Origin of the sequence: Pararhizobium sp. IMCC21322 (assembly GCF_030758295.1) — a bacterium.
GTDB lineage: Bacteria > Pseudomonadota > Alphaproteobacteria > Rhizobiales.
Map to the genome: position 1 here is coordinate 582,726 of NZ_CP132335.1, position 12,626 is coordinate 595,351.

General features: G+C 53.8%; 13 protein-coding genes and 1 pseudogene. 6 read left to right on the forward strand and 8 right to left on the reverse strand.

All coding sequences use genetic code 11. The annotated features are described in order from the left end of the window. Positions 1-289 precede the first annotated feature (289 nt). The 4 genes from RAL91_RS02910 to RAL91_RS02925 form a co-directional block, all read right to left on the reverse strand. Entirely contained in the window at positions 290-1,591 is a 1,302-nt protein-coding gene (locus tag RAL91_RS02910) for a sorbosone dehydrogenase family protein (protein WP_306259558.1), read from the reverse strand. 154 nt (positions 1,592-1,745) lie between these two features. Beyond that, positions 1,746-2,336 carry an ABC transporter ATP-binding protein gene (locus RAL91_RS02915; protein WP_306259560.1) on the reverse strand — a complete coding sequence of 197 codons (591 nt, stop codon included), beginning with the start codon at positions 2,334-2,336 and terminating at the stop codon, positions 1,746-1,748. After that, on the reverse strand, positions 2,333-3,067 hold the full coding sequence (locus RAL91_RS02920) for an ABC transporter permease (protein WP_306262747.1): 735 nt from the start codon (positions 3,065-3,067) through the stop codon (positions 2,333-2,335). The genes RAL91_RS02915 and RAL91_RS02920 overlap by 4 nt, the downstream gene beginning before the upstream one ends. A gap of 19 nt (positions 3,068-3,086) precedes the next feature. Next, positions 3,087-4,058 (reverse strand): ABC transporter substrate-binding protein, encoded by a 972-nt coding sequence (locus RAL91_RS02925; protein WP_306262749.1) that lies wholly within the window; start codon positions 4,056-4,058, stop codon positions 3,087-3,089. A 531-nt stretch (positions 4,059-4,589) separates the two neighbouring features. Between RAL91_RS02925 and RAL91_RS02930 the strand changes: the two genes are divergently transcribed. The 5 genes and pseudogenes from RAL91_RS02930 to RAL91_RS02950 all read left to right on the forward strand — a co-directional run bounded on the left by RAL91_RS02930 (position 4,590) and on the right by RAL91_RS02950 (position 8,653). Beyond that, on the forward strand, positions 4,590-5,465 hold the full coding sequence (locus tag RAL91_RS02930) for a LysR family transcriptional regulator (RefSeq protein ID WP_306259561.1): 876 nt from the start codon (positions 4,590-4,592) through the stop codon (positions 5,463-5,465). 90 nt (positions 5,466-5,555) lie between these two features. Continuing rightward, positions 5,556-6,007 (forward strand): annotated as a pseudogene (msrB, locus tag RAL91_RS02935) (peptide-methionine (R)-S-oxide reductase MsrB). Continuing rightward, positions 6,007-6,516: a peptide-methionine (S)-S-oxide reductase MsrA gene (msrA, locus tag RAL91_RS02940; RefSeq protein WP_306259563.1), complete on the forward strand. Its 510-nt coding sequence runs from the start codon at positions 6,007-6,009 to the stop codon at positions 6,514-6,516. The pseudogene msrB and the gene msrA overlap by 1 nt, the downstream one beginning before the upstream one ends. A 98-nt stretch (positions 6,517-6,614) precedes the next feature. Next, positions 6,615-7,112: a peroxiredoxin gene (locus RAL91_RS02945; RefSeq protein ID WP_306259565.1), complete on the forward strand. Its 498-nt coding sequence runs from the start codon at positions 6,615-6,617 to the stop codon at positions 7,110-7,112. Between the two features lie 59 nt (positions 7,113-7,171). Beyond that, positions 7,172-8,653, forward strand: coding sequence for a YdiU family protein (locus tag RAL91_RS02950; RefSeq protein WP_306259567.1), 1,482 nt, complete (start codon positions 7,172-7,174; stop codon positions 8,651-8,653). A 20-nt stretch (positions 8,654-8,673) separates the two neighbouring features. On the opposite strand, the gene RAL91_RS02955 is transcribed toward RAL91_RS02950, so the two are convergent. After that, positions 8,674-9,428, reverse strand: a protein-coding gene (locus RAL91_RS02955; RefSeq protein ID WP_371932440.1) for an IS5 family transposase whose coding sequence is annotated in 2 segments (ribosomal slippage) — positions 8,674-9,084 and positions 9,087-9,428 — 753 coding nt in all. Because the reading frame shifts where the segments join, the coding sequence is not laid out codon by codon here. 169 nt (positions 9,429-9,597) lie between these two features. Between RAL91_RS02955 and RAL91_RS02960 the strand changes: the two genes are divergently transcribed. Beyond that, positions 9,598-10,119: a peptide-methionine (S)-S-oxide reductase gene (locus RAL91_RS02960; RefSeq protein WP_306259569.1), complete on the forward strand. Its 522-nt coding sequence runs from the start codon at positions 9,598-9,600 to the stop codon at positions 10,117-10,119. Between the two features lie 63 nt (positions 10,120-10,182). Here the strand turns inward: RAL91_RS02960 and RAL91_RS25000 are convergent, their stop codons facing one another. The 3 genes from RAL91_RS25000 to RAL91_RS02970 all read right to left on the reverse strand — a co-directional run bounded on the left by RAL91_RS25000 (position 10,183) and on the right by RAL91_RS02970 (position 12,573). Then, positions 10,183-10,461, reverse strand: a complete 279-nt coding sequence (locus tag RAL91_RS25000) for a glutathione S-transferase family protein (protein WP_371932518.1) — start codon at positions 10,459-10,461, stop codon at positions 10,183-10,185. Between the two features lie 130 nt (positions 10,462-10,591). Next, entirely contained in the window at positions 10,592-11,227 is a 636-nt protein-coding gene (locus RAL91_RS02965) for a hypothetical protein (protein ID WP_306259571.1), read from the reverse strand. A 338-nt stretch (positions 11,228-11,565) separates the two neighbouring features. Beyond that, on the reverse strand, positions 11,566-12,573 hold the full coding sequence (locus tag RAL91_RS02970) for an LLM class flavin-dependent oxidoreductase (protein ID WP_306262751.1): 1,008 nt from the start codon (positions 12,571-12,573) through the stop codon (positions 11,566-11,568). Positions 12,574-12,626 lie beyond the last annotated feature (53 nt).

Here is a 12,626-nt window from a genome sequence, read left to right on the forward strand (position 1 = left end):
TAAACCTAAGGAGTTCGCCGTTGACAGGCGCCTTGGTGTCCGATGCCCCTCGGCCAAGATGCTGACAGGCACGTAGGCCCGTTTCATTTTTCATTGGCAAGAGTGATCTTCCGGGGGCGCTGGTCAAACGCCATGAGAGTTTTCTGTCTTGCCTTTCCATTTGGCTGTGGGACTAGTCGAACACAGAGCGCTGTTCAGGGCGCTTTGATGCTGTGTTCGAAGCCCGATTCGGATGAGCTGATTTGGTTCCTACAGCGTGAGCTGCATGATTGCATTTGGAGCCCGTTGTTTAAGCTCCAGTCACGCGCCAGATAACGTTGCCAACATCATCTGCGACCAACAAGGAATTTTCGGGTCCAATCGTCACGCCAACGGGTCGCCCATAAGCTACCTTTTCATCAGGTGCTAGAAATCCGGAAAGTATGTCCCGTGCTGGTCCGGACGGCTTTCCATCTTCGAAGGGAACGAAAATTACCTTGTACCCACTCAGGTTGCTGCGATTCCATGAGCCGTGCTGCCCAATCACCATTCCATCGGGAAAGCCGGGCAGTGTGCCCGCAGGCATCCAGCATAGGCCCAATGAGGCAGTGTGCCCGCCCAAAGCGTAATCTGGCCGCGTTGCCGTTGCCACCATTGCAGCGTCCTGTGGTACCCGGTCATCGATGGTTTGTCCCCAGTAGCAAAACGGCCAGCCGTAAAATCCGCCCTCTTGCACAGATGTCAGGTAATCCGGTGGGACTTCGTCGCCAAGACCATCGCGTTCGTTCACGACGGTCCAAAGGGTTTCGCTGGATGGTTCCCAGGCCATACCGACAGCGTTGCGCAAACCAGATGCGAAAACTCTGCTTTTTCCGGTTGTGACATCCAACTCGTGGATGGCGGCGCGCCCTTCTTCGGCTTCCATGCCGTTGTCAGCGATATTCGTTTCAGACCCGACACCAGCATAAATTTTCGCGCCATCAGGGCTGGCCAGCAAGCTGCGCGTCCAGTGCCCTCCGGGTTTGAAATCCACCAGCTTCTTTCCGGCAGCGGTGATTTTAGTCTGGCCGTCCGAATATGGGAATGCAACGATACCGTCCGTGTTGCCGACATAAAAAGTGCCATCCAGGAGCGTCATGCCAAATGGATGGTAAAGGTTCTCCAGAAAGATGTCCCGCACTTCTCCAACGCCGTCGCCATCAGCATCCCTGAATATTGTGATCCTGTTGGCGCTTTCGCCAACTGCCTTTGCACGCTTCATCGTGCTGAAAATGGCATACTCAAATGGTGTCTTGGCTTTGTCCCACGGCAATCCCAGGGCCTCTGCCACCAGCACATCATTGTTTGGAAGTACGTAAATCCAACGAGGATGCTTCAGATCACGCGCGAACGCATTCACTTTCAGACCCGGCGCCGCAGTCGGTGTGTGATCACCAACCCAGCCTTTGGCGGTCGGCATTTTCAGCGTCGGAATGCCTTGCGCCTTGGCCTCTGGAATCATGGGCGAGCCACCGACTGCGGGAGGATCAGTTTCCTTGCCCCATCGCCGCATCAGTATCATTGCGGCGCCGACCCAGGTGACGATTTGTGCGAAAATTCCAGATATGCTCATTTTGGTCTCCGTCAGATTTTTGCGCAGGCTAGCCTATGAGGGCTCGGCTTGGAACAAAGCTTTGTCAAGTTAATGCGGACAAGCCAGATAAGGAGGCGCTGCCCGGAATCTGGATGTGGTGCCACAATTTCACGCTCCTCCTCAAGGTCTTGCGTCAAAGTAGTGTGGCTGGCGACCCGCTCAGTTTTAATATCCTGTCACCCAAGCGATGCGCTTCGTCTTCAGAATGCGTCACAAAAACCGTTGCAGGGCGTGTGTCGCGGATCAATTTCTCGGTCAAAGACAACATCTCATTGGCAGTTTCTGAATCGAGCGACACGAAGGGTTCATCCATGATCAGCACTTCGGGACGTCCTGCAAACGCGCGGGCCAACGATAGCCTTCTTTGCTGTCCAAGCGATAGCTGCCCTGGAAACATATCGTCTTTGCCGGCAATACCAACGCGCGCCAGCGCATCTCGCGCAGCTGAGATGCTCAATGTCTCGTGGACCAGAGTAATGTTTTGCAAGGTGGTGCGCCATGGCAGGAGGGTTGGTTCCTGAAAGACAAAGGATCTGGATTTGGAGCAGTTGATGGTGCCCGTAAAATTCGTGTCCGTTCCTGCAATCAGCCTCAGCAAAGTGGATTTTCCGATACCAGAGCGTCCGACAATGGCAACAGTTTCACCGGTGGCAACTTCGAACTGAATGTCACGTAGAACGGCTGTTTTCCCAAAATTCTTGGAGGCGATATTGACTTTGATCATGCGTCCCTCCAGCGCCGTGTGTGGCGTTCCCAGGGTTGCAGAACCAGCCATTCAACGAGCAACATGACCGCTATGAAAGAGAGCGAATAAACCAGCACCATCGCGACATCGAAAAGCTGAAAATACAAATGTATCTGAAAGCCAATCCCGTCGGAACGTCCAAGAAATTCAACCACAAGGACGATCTTCCAAATGACTGCAATGCCAGACCGGGCAGCGGCAGCAATAAACGGCGCAATTTGGGGCAGAACGACATGACGCAGATAGGTTCTGCGCCGCATGGCAAAGACCTGGCCCATCGCTGCCAGATTCGGGTCAAGCGCACGGCCGCCTTCACGGATGATGGTTGTCACGTTGGGGATTTTGTTGAGCGTCACAGCGATAATCGCGGCGGTCCCATTCAGACCAATCCACAGATAACACAACACAATCAGGACCAGCGCCGGAAGGTTCAGAAAAACCACCAGCCATGGGTCCAGCCATTTGTCGATGCTGGGAAAAATTCCCATTACCAGACCAAGTATGAGCCCGATCGACATTGCCAGAGAAAAAGCCCAGGCGACCCGCAAAGCGGTCATTGCGAGATGGTATGGCAATTCGCCGGATATGAGTTCCGACCACAAAGGTCCTGCCAACGCAGTTGGCATGGGCAGGATTTGGGGGTCTGCCGTCAGCTTCGCTGCGACCACCCAAAACGCAAGTAGCACGAACAGGGATGATATCCGGATCATCACGGGGTATAAACAGTGGTCATTCGATTTCCGCGAACAGACCAGCGGGCAATGTTGTCGCCGCGCCGACCAGTTTTTTGCCGCCAAGTTCAGCCATCAATTGAAGAAATTTATCGGCACCGACTTTGTCAATTGCCCCCTTATTTGGTATCCCGGCGCGAAAATCAGCCCGCAGCGTTTCATATTGCTTGTCAGTTGTGACATTCATCTGCTTACGCAGCGGCTCCCACGCGCTATCATCGTTTGCAAGCAGAGCTTTCGCCGCACGCGATGCATTGTAGAATTTTTGGGCAATGTCAGGATTTTCCAGAATAAAGCTGTCCTTCATGACATACCCCAGAAGCGGCGTATCAGGATTCAGTCCCAGCGCCTTGGCCGCATCCGCGACGGACACCAGTTCGCGCATTCCGGCTGCTTTCATCTTGGCCAGGAAGTGCCAGAAGTTGATGGCTCCTCCCAATTTACCCTGTAGCGCCGTCTTGAAGATCAGCGGCGACGCGCCAAACACCTGCTCAGTGCTCGCCGCAAGCTGCATATCGTATTCCTGCAGCGCATAGGCCTGCAGGATAAGCCAACTCTTGTCGAGTGGTCCGCCAGCGATGCCAATTTTCTGCCCGACCATGTCCTGTAAGCTTTGTGCCGGGCTGTCAGCGGGCACGACCAGGCCTCCGACGGCTTTGGAATACGGAATAAAGACATAGTCTTTTCCGGCGGCACGCTGGCGCGCGACCCAGATCCAATCAGCCACGGCCACATCAGCCTCACCACCCGCCAGCGCAACGCGCGTTGCGCCATTGTCCGCAAATGGTTGGACAATCAGTTCGAATTCGTTGGCCGTGTCGAAACCGTTTCGCTTGATGGTATCAAGTTCCCAGTTCACGGTTCCGGTTTTGAGAATTGCGGCGCGTATCTGAGGCGTTTCGGCAGCAACATATCCAGCCGACGCAAAGGCAAATATGCCAGCCGACACGAAGGCAAATACGAATGGCATCAGAATTCGGATCAGCACGGTCAATTGTTCCTCAAAATGAAGTTTCTTAGTTGTTCGGCACGTTTATGTTAACGAGGCGGTCTTGATAAAAAGCCTGGGCCAAGGCTTCAGCTGTACGCGATGTTCGCCACCAGCTTTATCGCTGAATCTGAACCGATCAGATCGTTTCCAGCGTTTTTTTCAAGGGGCATTTGCGGTCGCTTCGACTTTTCCGCTAGCTCTGTTCCAATTTTGGTCTGGTGACCGGATTACAAATTCATAGGGTGTGAGCCCGTTTAGGTTCGTGTGCGGTCTTTGAGTGTTGAAGTCAATTCTCCATTACGGCAGAAGGCGTTGGCCAACTGCTTTTGCATGGGCATGCGGCAGTAGGCCTCCACCATGCCGAGGCAACGAACGGCGCTTGCAATACGACAGGCCGGCTGCATAATATCACAAAACGGATGAGCCAAAATCTCGCTTAGTCTAGGGTCCGCACCCTAGGCTCCAATCTGTTCCAAAATCCCGGATGACGGACAGCAGGCAAAAGCGACTATGGACCTCAATCAGATCAATTACTTCCTGCACTTGGCAGATGCATTGAACTTCACGGAGGCGGCACGCCGGTGCGGTGTTTCGCAACCGAGCCTGACCAAAGCGATCCGCAAGCTGGAAGACGAATTGGGAGGCCCGCTGCTTTATCGGGATGGCAAAGACACGCGGCTGACAACTTTGGGCCGTGAAGTCCAGGTTGAGTTCATGCGTCTTGAAAAAGGGGTGCAAAACGTTCGTGAATTGGCTGAGAACTCGGTTCGTGGGCGTCGACGTGTCCTTAATCTGGGGGTGGCATCGACAATCGCACCGGCCGCGATCTCAGGGTTCCTGACACATGCTATGCGGGAACTTCCGACCATTGAGATCAATGTCCACGCGCTTCAGCCCGGGGAGGGTGCGAACGAAGTCTTGTCCGGGAAATACGATGGATGCTTCCTGCCCCAGGCGCCAAAGCAGAATTTCAAACTCGCCGTTCAGTCTCTTTATTCTGAGCGTCTGATGCTGGCCTTCGCTGAAACACACCCATTGGCCTCCCAAAATTTGGTGAGCCCGCAGCAAATGGCCGAGCAACCTTATATGGACCGGCTGAATTGCGAATTTCATAGCCAGATCGTTGCGTATTTCATGGACCGGGACATATTGATGCACCCCCGCTTTAGCTCAGAGCGTGAGGATTGGGTGCAGCAGATGGTCCAGTCGGGAAATGCCGTTTGCATCATGCCAGAACGTTCGGCTTATTTGCCGGGGATCGTCACGCGTCCAGTTGATGGGCTCGATTTGGTTCGCGAAGTTGTTTTTGTAGTGGTTTCTGGATCCGGAAATCCGATGGAATTACGCCAATTGTTTGAGATGTCTTCGAAATTCAATTGGGACTGACTCGAATTGAATCTATAGCCTCCTGCTATTGGTAATGCAGTTTCCGCGACCCCATCTTTATCTCAACGCAGCAAAGCCGAGAGGGAAGATATGAAATCCTATATAAAAACCGACGACGCCATTGCCAAGCTGACGCCTGAACAGTTTCACGTCACTCAGCAAAGTGGAACGGAACGGAACGGCCCGGCACCGGCGAATATCTTGAGAACAAAGAGATCGGGCTCTACGTCGATATCGTGTCCGGCGAGCCGCTTTTTGCATCGTCTGATAAATTCGATAGCGGCTGCGGTTGGCCCAGCTTTACCAAGCCGATTGAGCCTGCCTATGTCAACGAATTACGCGATGATGCGCATGGCATGATCCGGACAGAAGTCCGCTCCAGCCACGGCGACAGCCATCTGGGCCATGTGTTCTCTGATGGACCGCAAGATCGCGGTGGACTGAGATATTGCATCAACTCGGCATCGCTTCGGTTCGTGCCTCGTGATGAAATGCAGGCTGAAGGCTATGGCGATTACATAAACCAAGTGGAGGATATCTGATGGACAATCAACGCGCTGTTTTTGCCGGTGGTTGCTTTTGGGGCATGCAGGATTTGATCCGCAAATTGCCTGGGGTGGTGTCGACACGGGTCGGATACACCGGTGGCGACGTGCCCGATGCCACCTATCGCAACCATGGGACCCACGCTGAGGGGATAGAGATCATTTTCGACCCAGCCGCTACCAATTATCGTGCGCTGCTTGAGTTTTTCTTCCAGATCCACGATCCGACCACGCCAATGCGGCAGGGCAATGACCGAGGCACGTCGTATCGATCGGCAATCTACCATGTTGACGAGGCCCAAAGAACTGAGGCGTTGAATGCCATCGCCGATGTCGAAGCCTCTGGTCTGTGGCCGGGCAAGGTCGTAACCGAGGTCGTTCCGGTCAGTGATTTCTGGGAGGCAGAGCCAGAACATCAGGATTATCTGGAGCGGATTCCAAACGGCTATACCTGCCACTTTGTGCGGCCCGACTGGGTTTTGCCAAAACGCGAAGCCGCTGAATAACGCGAAGCCCGACACATCACTAGTTTCCCGTCGCGCATGCCTGCGCGACGGTCCGGTCGAGGGGCGCGCTGTCGCCATCAAAATCGAAGGGAAACGCTATGCAATTTGGAACACTTAACGCCAAAGCACCTGACCTGCGGGTCGCTAAATGGATCGACGCTAACGGACAAGACATGGCGCCGCTGAAACTGGCCGATCTCGGTGAAGGCTACAAGATCATCTACTGCTTCCAGCACTGGTGCCCCGGTTGCCATTCCCGCGGGTTTCCAACGCTGAAACATTTGCACGACAACCTCAAGGACAAGGGTTTTGGCTTTGCCGCCATTCAAACCGTTTTTGAAGGGGCTGAGATAAATACCCAGGACAAGCTGCAGGTCAATCAGGAGCAATACAGCTTGAAAATGCCATTCGGCCATGACACGCCACCCAGGAACGAGCGTTATCCGACTTTCATGGAGGATTATCGCAGCGGCGGCACGCCTTGGTTCACCGTAATCGATCCGGATGGACATGTGATCTACGCAGATTTCCGCATTGATCCCGAGCAGTTTCTAAAGGCTTTGGGCGCGGAAGACATCGCGTTTGAGGCCGCCTGATCCAAGAGCGGGTGGTTGTGTAACTGCCCGCCAAACTTCTGTCGCAGAAAGGCAAGCAAATGAACCTTCACGTCCCCGAATTCGGATTTGAAAACACCTATGCAAACGAGCTGGAAGGGTTTTTTGTACCGTGGCAGGCAGCAACTGCGCCACAGCCTGAACTCATCTTCCTGAATGATGAATTGGCCGAGGAGCTCGGTCTCAATCCGGAAACTTTGAAGGGTGAGGCAGGGGCCGCGCTCTTTTCTGGAAATCAGGTTCCCGATGGCGCAGCTTTGATAGCGCAGGCCTATGCCGGGCACCAATTTGGTGGCTTCTCGGCGCAGCTTGGCGATGGCCGTGCGCTGATGCTGGGCGAAGTGAAAAACGTCCATGGTGAGCGCCGTGATATCCAACTCAAAGGTTCAGGGCGCACCCCATTTTCGCGCGGCGGTGATGGCAAGGCTGTGCTGGGCCCGGTCTTGCGCGAATATTTGATGGGCGAGGCCATGCACGCACTTGGCGTTCCCACCACGCGCGGCTTGGCCGTGGTCACGACCGGCGAAGATATTCAGCGCGACGGAACCCAGCCCGGCGCGGTCCTGACGCGTGTGGCTGCAAGCCATTTGCGCGTCGGCACATTTCAGTTTTTTGCCGCACGTGGTGAGGATGAAAAAGTTCGGAAACTGGCAGATTATGCAATTGCCCGCCACTATCCACATCTGGTGGATGCAGATGACAAGTATCTTGCATTCTTGTCTGCGGTTATCGACGCCCAGATCGCGCTCGTGGCAAAGTGGGTGCATGTCGGCTTCGTTCATGGGGTCATGAACACGGATAATGTGACGATCTCCGGCGAGACAATCGATTACGGGCCTTGTGCATTTATAGACAGCTACGATCCCACAGCGGTTTTCAGTTCCATCGATACCGGCGGACGCTATGCCTTCGGCAACCAACCAATTATCGCACAGTGGAACCTTGCGCGATTTGCCGAAACATTGCTGCCGCTGATCGATCCGGAGGACAATGACAATGCAATCCGATTGGCCACAAATGAGGTGAACGGCATACCTGCGCGCTATACAGCCACATGGCTTGATGGGATGCGCCACAAGATCGGGCTATTGTCGGAAGAGGGCGACGACGCCGATCTGGTCAATAACATGTTGCAGACAATGGAAGGGGAAGGTGTTGATTACACCCGGTTTTTCCGTGGTTTGGCGGTCGCGGCTGGCGGCAAAACCGATTTGGTTTTGGACCTGTTCAGCGATCCCGCGCACATAATTGGTTGGCTGTCGAAATGGCAGGACAGATGTTTGCGCGACCCACAATCGCCGAGCGAACGCCGTGCTGCCATGAATCGCACAAACCCAATTTACATCCCGCGCAACCACAAAGTTGAAGAAGCATTGGATGCGGCGACGCAGGGTGATCTGGAGCCGTTCAAGCGGTTGCTCGACGTGCTGTCCTCACCCTACGACCAACGCGCCAATCTGGAGGCCTATGAGGGTCCGGCCCCAAGTGACTTTGGCCCCTATAAAACCTTTTGCGGAACATAAGGGTCTAGGGTCCGGACTCTTTACAGCCACCATACCACGGATGCGATGAGGCACAGTGCAGCCATATAGGTTTTGAGTTTTCGGTCATAGCGGGTTGCTATTCGTCGGAAATCCTTGAAGCGATTGAAGGTGCGTTCGATGATGTTTCGCTCACGGTAGAGTTTCCTGTCGTAGTGATATTGGATTTTGCGATTTGAGCGTGGCGGAATGACTGGAATAGTGCCACGGGACGTCAGCCAATCACGAAATGCCGTGCTGTCATAGCCCTTGTCAGCGATAAGATGTGTTGCAGGTGGCATGGCTGCCAGACATTGATGCGCTGCCTTGTGATCACTGGTGTTTCCTGGAGTTATCGCCAGAACACACGGCCTTCCACGTCCATCGGTCACGCAGTGGATTTTGGTCGTTCTTCCGCCTTTTGATAAGCCGATACCATGAGCCAAGGCCCCCCTTTTGCACCACTTGAAGAGCGGTGCGCCTTGACGATTGTACTATCGATCATGAGCCTGTCCGGAACATCTTCACGCCCCGCAAGTGCGGAGAAAATATCTTCCCATATGCCGCGTTCTGCCCAGCGTTGGAACCGATTATACAGGGTTTTCCTGGGACCGTAATCAGCAGGAGCGTCCACCCACCGACCGCCGGAGCGGATGACATGGACAATGCCACTCAAAACACGGCGATCATCAACACGTTTCAAGCCACGTGTGTTGCTTGGCAATAGTGGTTCAATACGAGCCCATTGTGCATCGGAAAACCAAAACAAATCAGACATTTGCAATCCTCCAAAAAAGGGGATTGAATCACATAACAAAACAATTGGGAATCCCGTTAAAGGGTCTGGACCCTAAGACATGACACGGTACCATGGCCGCCATGAAACGTAAGGTCTTAGGTAAACCCTGCTCGCTTAACGGCGGCAATCTGATAATTGGAGCTGTGTTTTGAGCAACGCGCGCATTGGGTTTGGTGGGGGGTGTCATTGGTGCACCGAAGCTGTTTTCAATGCCTTGCGGGGTGTCGAACAGGTGTCACAGGGTTTCATAAAATCAGACCCGCCCCATGACAGCTTCTCTGAAGCTGTTTTGGTTGATTACAAGCCTGCCGAAATTCCGTTGGAGGTTCTGATCGAGGTCCATTTACGCACACATTCAAGCACCTCGAACCACAAGATGCGCGGAAAATACCGAAGCGCGGTCTATACATTTTCAAACGAGCAGTCGGCGGCAACCCAAGACGCGCTCACCAAACTTCAAGGCGCATTTGATTTGAAGCTGGTGACGCAGGTGCTGCAGCATGTTGCGTTCAGGGCGTCTGATGACCAGTTTGCAAACTATCAGGAAAAAAATGCCGATGGACCTTTTTGCGAGCGCTACATTGATCCAAAACTCGACCTGCTGAGGGACAAGTACGGGGATTGGATTAAAGCTGGCGCAAGCCGTGCCATTCCCCGGCGACAAGCATGACGAGAGCCGAATTGCTTGAACAGTGCAGTTTGGGCATTCTGTTTGGCCTGCCAGTTGCACATCTCACAAGTCTCTTTCGCTTCCCGTGTCCATGACTTCGGCAGCCTTAAAACTTGGTAGTGCTTTCATGCGCTCATAGTAGTTTTCGAGCGCTGTCCTTCGCCACCAATCTTGAAGCTTGTGCATCTTGAACCGTGCCAGCACGGCCGTCGCGAAGCAGTCGGCGAGGGAATAAGTTGGACCAGCAAGGAACTGTTGCGACTCCAAAGCTTCGGACATGCGCAAGATAAGGGCCTTGGTCGAGGCTAGATGCCCTTCAATTTCATCGGGCTTACGCAGCAGTTATTAAACCATCCGCTAAGGGCTGCTTTTGCCAGCGGCATTTTCGGCGTCACACACGCGTTTAAACGCCCATTTGTCAGCTCGGTCTAAAAAGAGTTGCTGGTGAAGTTTCGCTGGGCTCGGTTTCAGGTCACATCATGAGCGCTTTGTTCACGAGGGCTGCTTTGCCATTGTATTTCGATACATCGACACCACGCTCTCCAAGGGCCTCGCTGAGTTCAGTTTCCGTCAGAGCCTCAATGGCCTCTGTGGTCATTTTCAGAAAATTGATCTTGCGGTTTATCGGCGGATTGGTTGCACCGAACACACTGCGGTTTTCGAACGCAAACTCCTGAGAATACTTGCTCATGAAATGGGTCAGGAACGTATTGATGCTGAGACGAATTCGCGGGTCTTCGGTCATATGCTGCGTTGAGTCATCAAGCGTGTCGACCATCAACTTCGACCAACGCTTTGCCCCCTTTTCATTCATCAACTGGATCGCATTGTGGGTGTGGTGAAAGTTCAGCCTAAATTCTGCGCCGTGGTAGTAGGGGCCGCCACCCATCACATCGATCCACATCGAAGCCTGTGTATTTACGTGGTGGCCAATACCCCCAACACGAGCAAAGACGGACGTAAACCAGTCCTCATCAGCAAACACCCGTTCGTAAAAATTTGTGACGATATGAACGATGGGGTCCTGCCCGAGCACCGAATAAAGCTGCCAAAACTGAACAGGTTTGGTCCGGTCGTTTGAAGCGTCAAGCGAAACAATTTGCTCCATCCTGTGAGCATCCCTTGGAAGCTGCTTTTTTATGATAGCTGCCGATATGTAGTCGCGTTGAATCTTTTCGGACATGTACCCATGTCGCGTCGGATGTTTCGGATAAACGGATTTCGTCACAAATTAAGTCCTTCGCGCAAACGGATAGTCATACCAATGTCACTTCTGGATCGTGTCTTGGGTTATGACGTGCAGTTCGCACAGATTTGTACGCAGCGCAGTTTTTTCAAGAGCGTTGTTGCATGGGTTGATTTTCGTAGAACGGGTTTCTGAGGCGATAAGCGGTCTTTGGTTATTGGCAAAACAAGGTCAAGATTGTCCGTGAGCGTGCTGAATTGCTAGGCCGGTCCGGATGCACCCGTAATGTCTCTCAGTGCTTGGGCCGATATTTCAAAGGACTTTAGCCTCGCGGCGTGATCGTGGATCATACCCGTCACCATTATCTCGTCTGGCTGGTACCTGGCAGTCAAAGCGCCAAGTTCTCGGCGCACCGTTTCGGGACTGCCGGTTGCCGAACAGGAAAGCGCCTGTTTGACTTGCGCCATCACAGGCGCCGGAATCTCTGCTGATGGCTCCGCAACAGGACGCGGGAGCAGGCCCGGTCGCCCGGTACGCAAACGAGCGAAAGCCAGAAGTTGGGAAGAGCGCAAATAAGAAGCCTCTTCATCGGTTTCAGCTGCACAAACACCTGCGGCCATCATGAAGTACGGCTTGGTAAGCCACTGTGATGGACGGAATGTTGTTCGATAGGTCGCAATCGCGTCCTCGAGCATTGCAGGCGCGAAATGTGAGGCAAACGCATAGGGTAACCCAAGGTGGGCAGCCAGTTGCGCGCCATATAGGCTGGAGCCGAGCACCCAAACCGGAACATGTGTGCCTTGACCGGGGATGGCACTTATCCGCGCGCCTTCGGACGCGTCATCAAAGTAGGACAGTAATTCCACCACGTCCTGCGGGAAATTGTCATTTGCTTCCATATGCCGTCGGAGTGCGTGCGCAGTCGCTCCGTCGGTTCCAGGAGCCCGGCCGAGTCCGAGATCAATGCGCCCAGGATGGAGCGTGGCAAGGGTTCCAAACTGCTCGGCAATCACCAAAGGCGCATGGTTGGGTAACATGATGCCCCCGGCACCGACGCGAATGGTCTTTGTGCCCGCCGCAACGTGGCCGATTACAATCGAAGTTGCTGCACTGGCGATGCCCGGCATGTTGTGATGCTCCGCCAGCCAATAACGGTGATACCCGTTTGCCTCGGCATGGCGCGCAAGGTCGAGTGTATTGCGCAAAGCTTCAGCGGCTGATCCGCCTTCGGGGATCGGCGACAAGTCGAGTAGAGAGAATTTGTGCAACACCAGACTCCATGATTGGTCAGAGCCTATATAGGTTAGTATTGAGCTCGCTG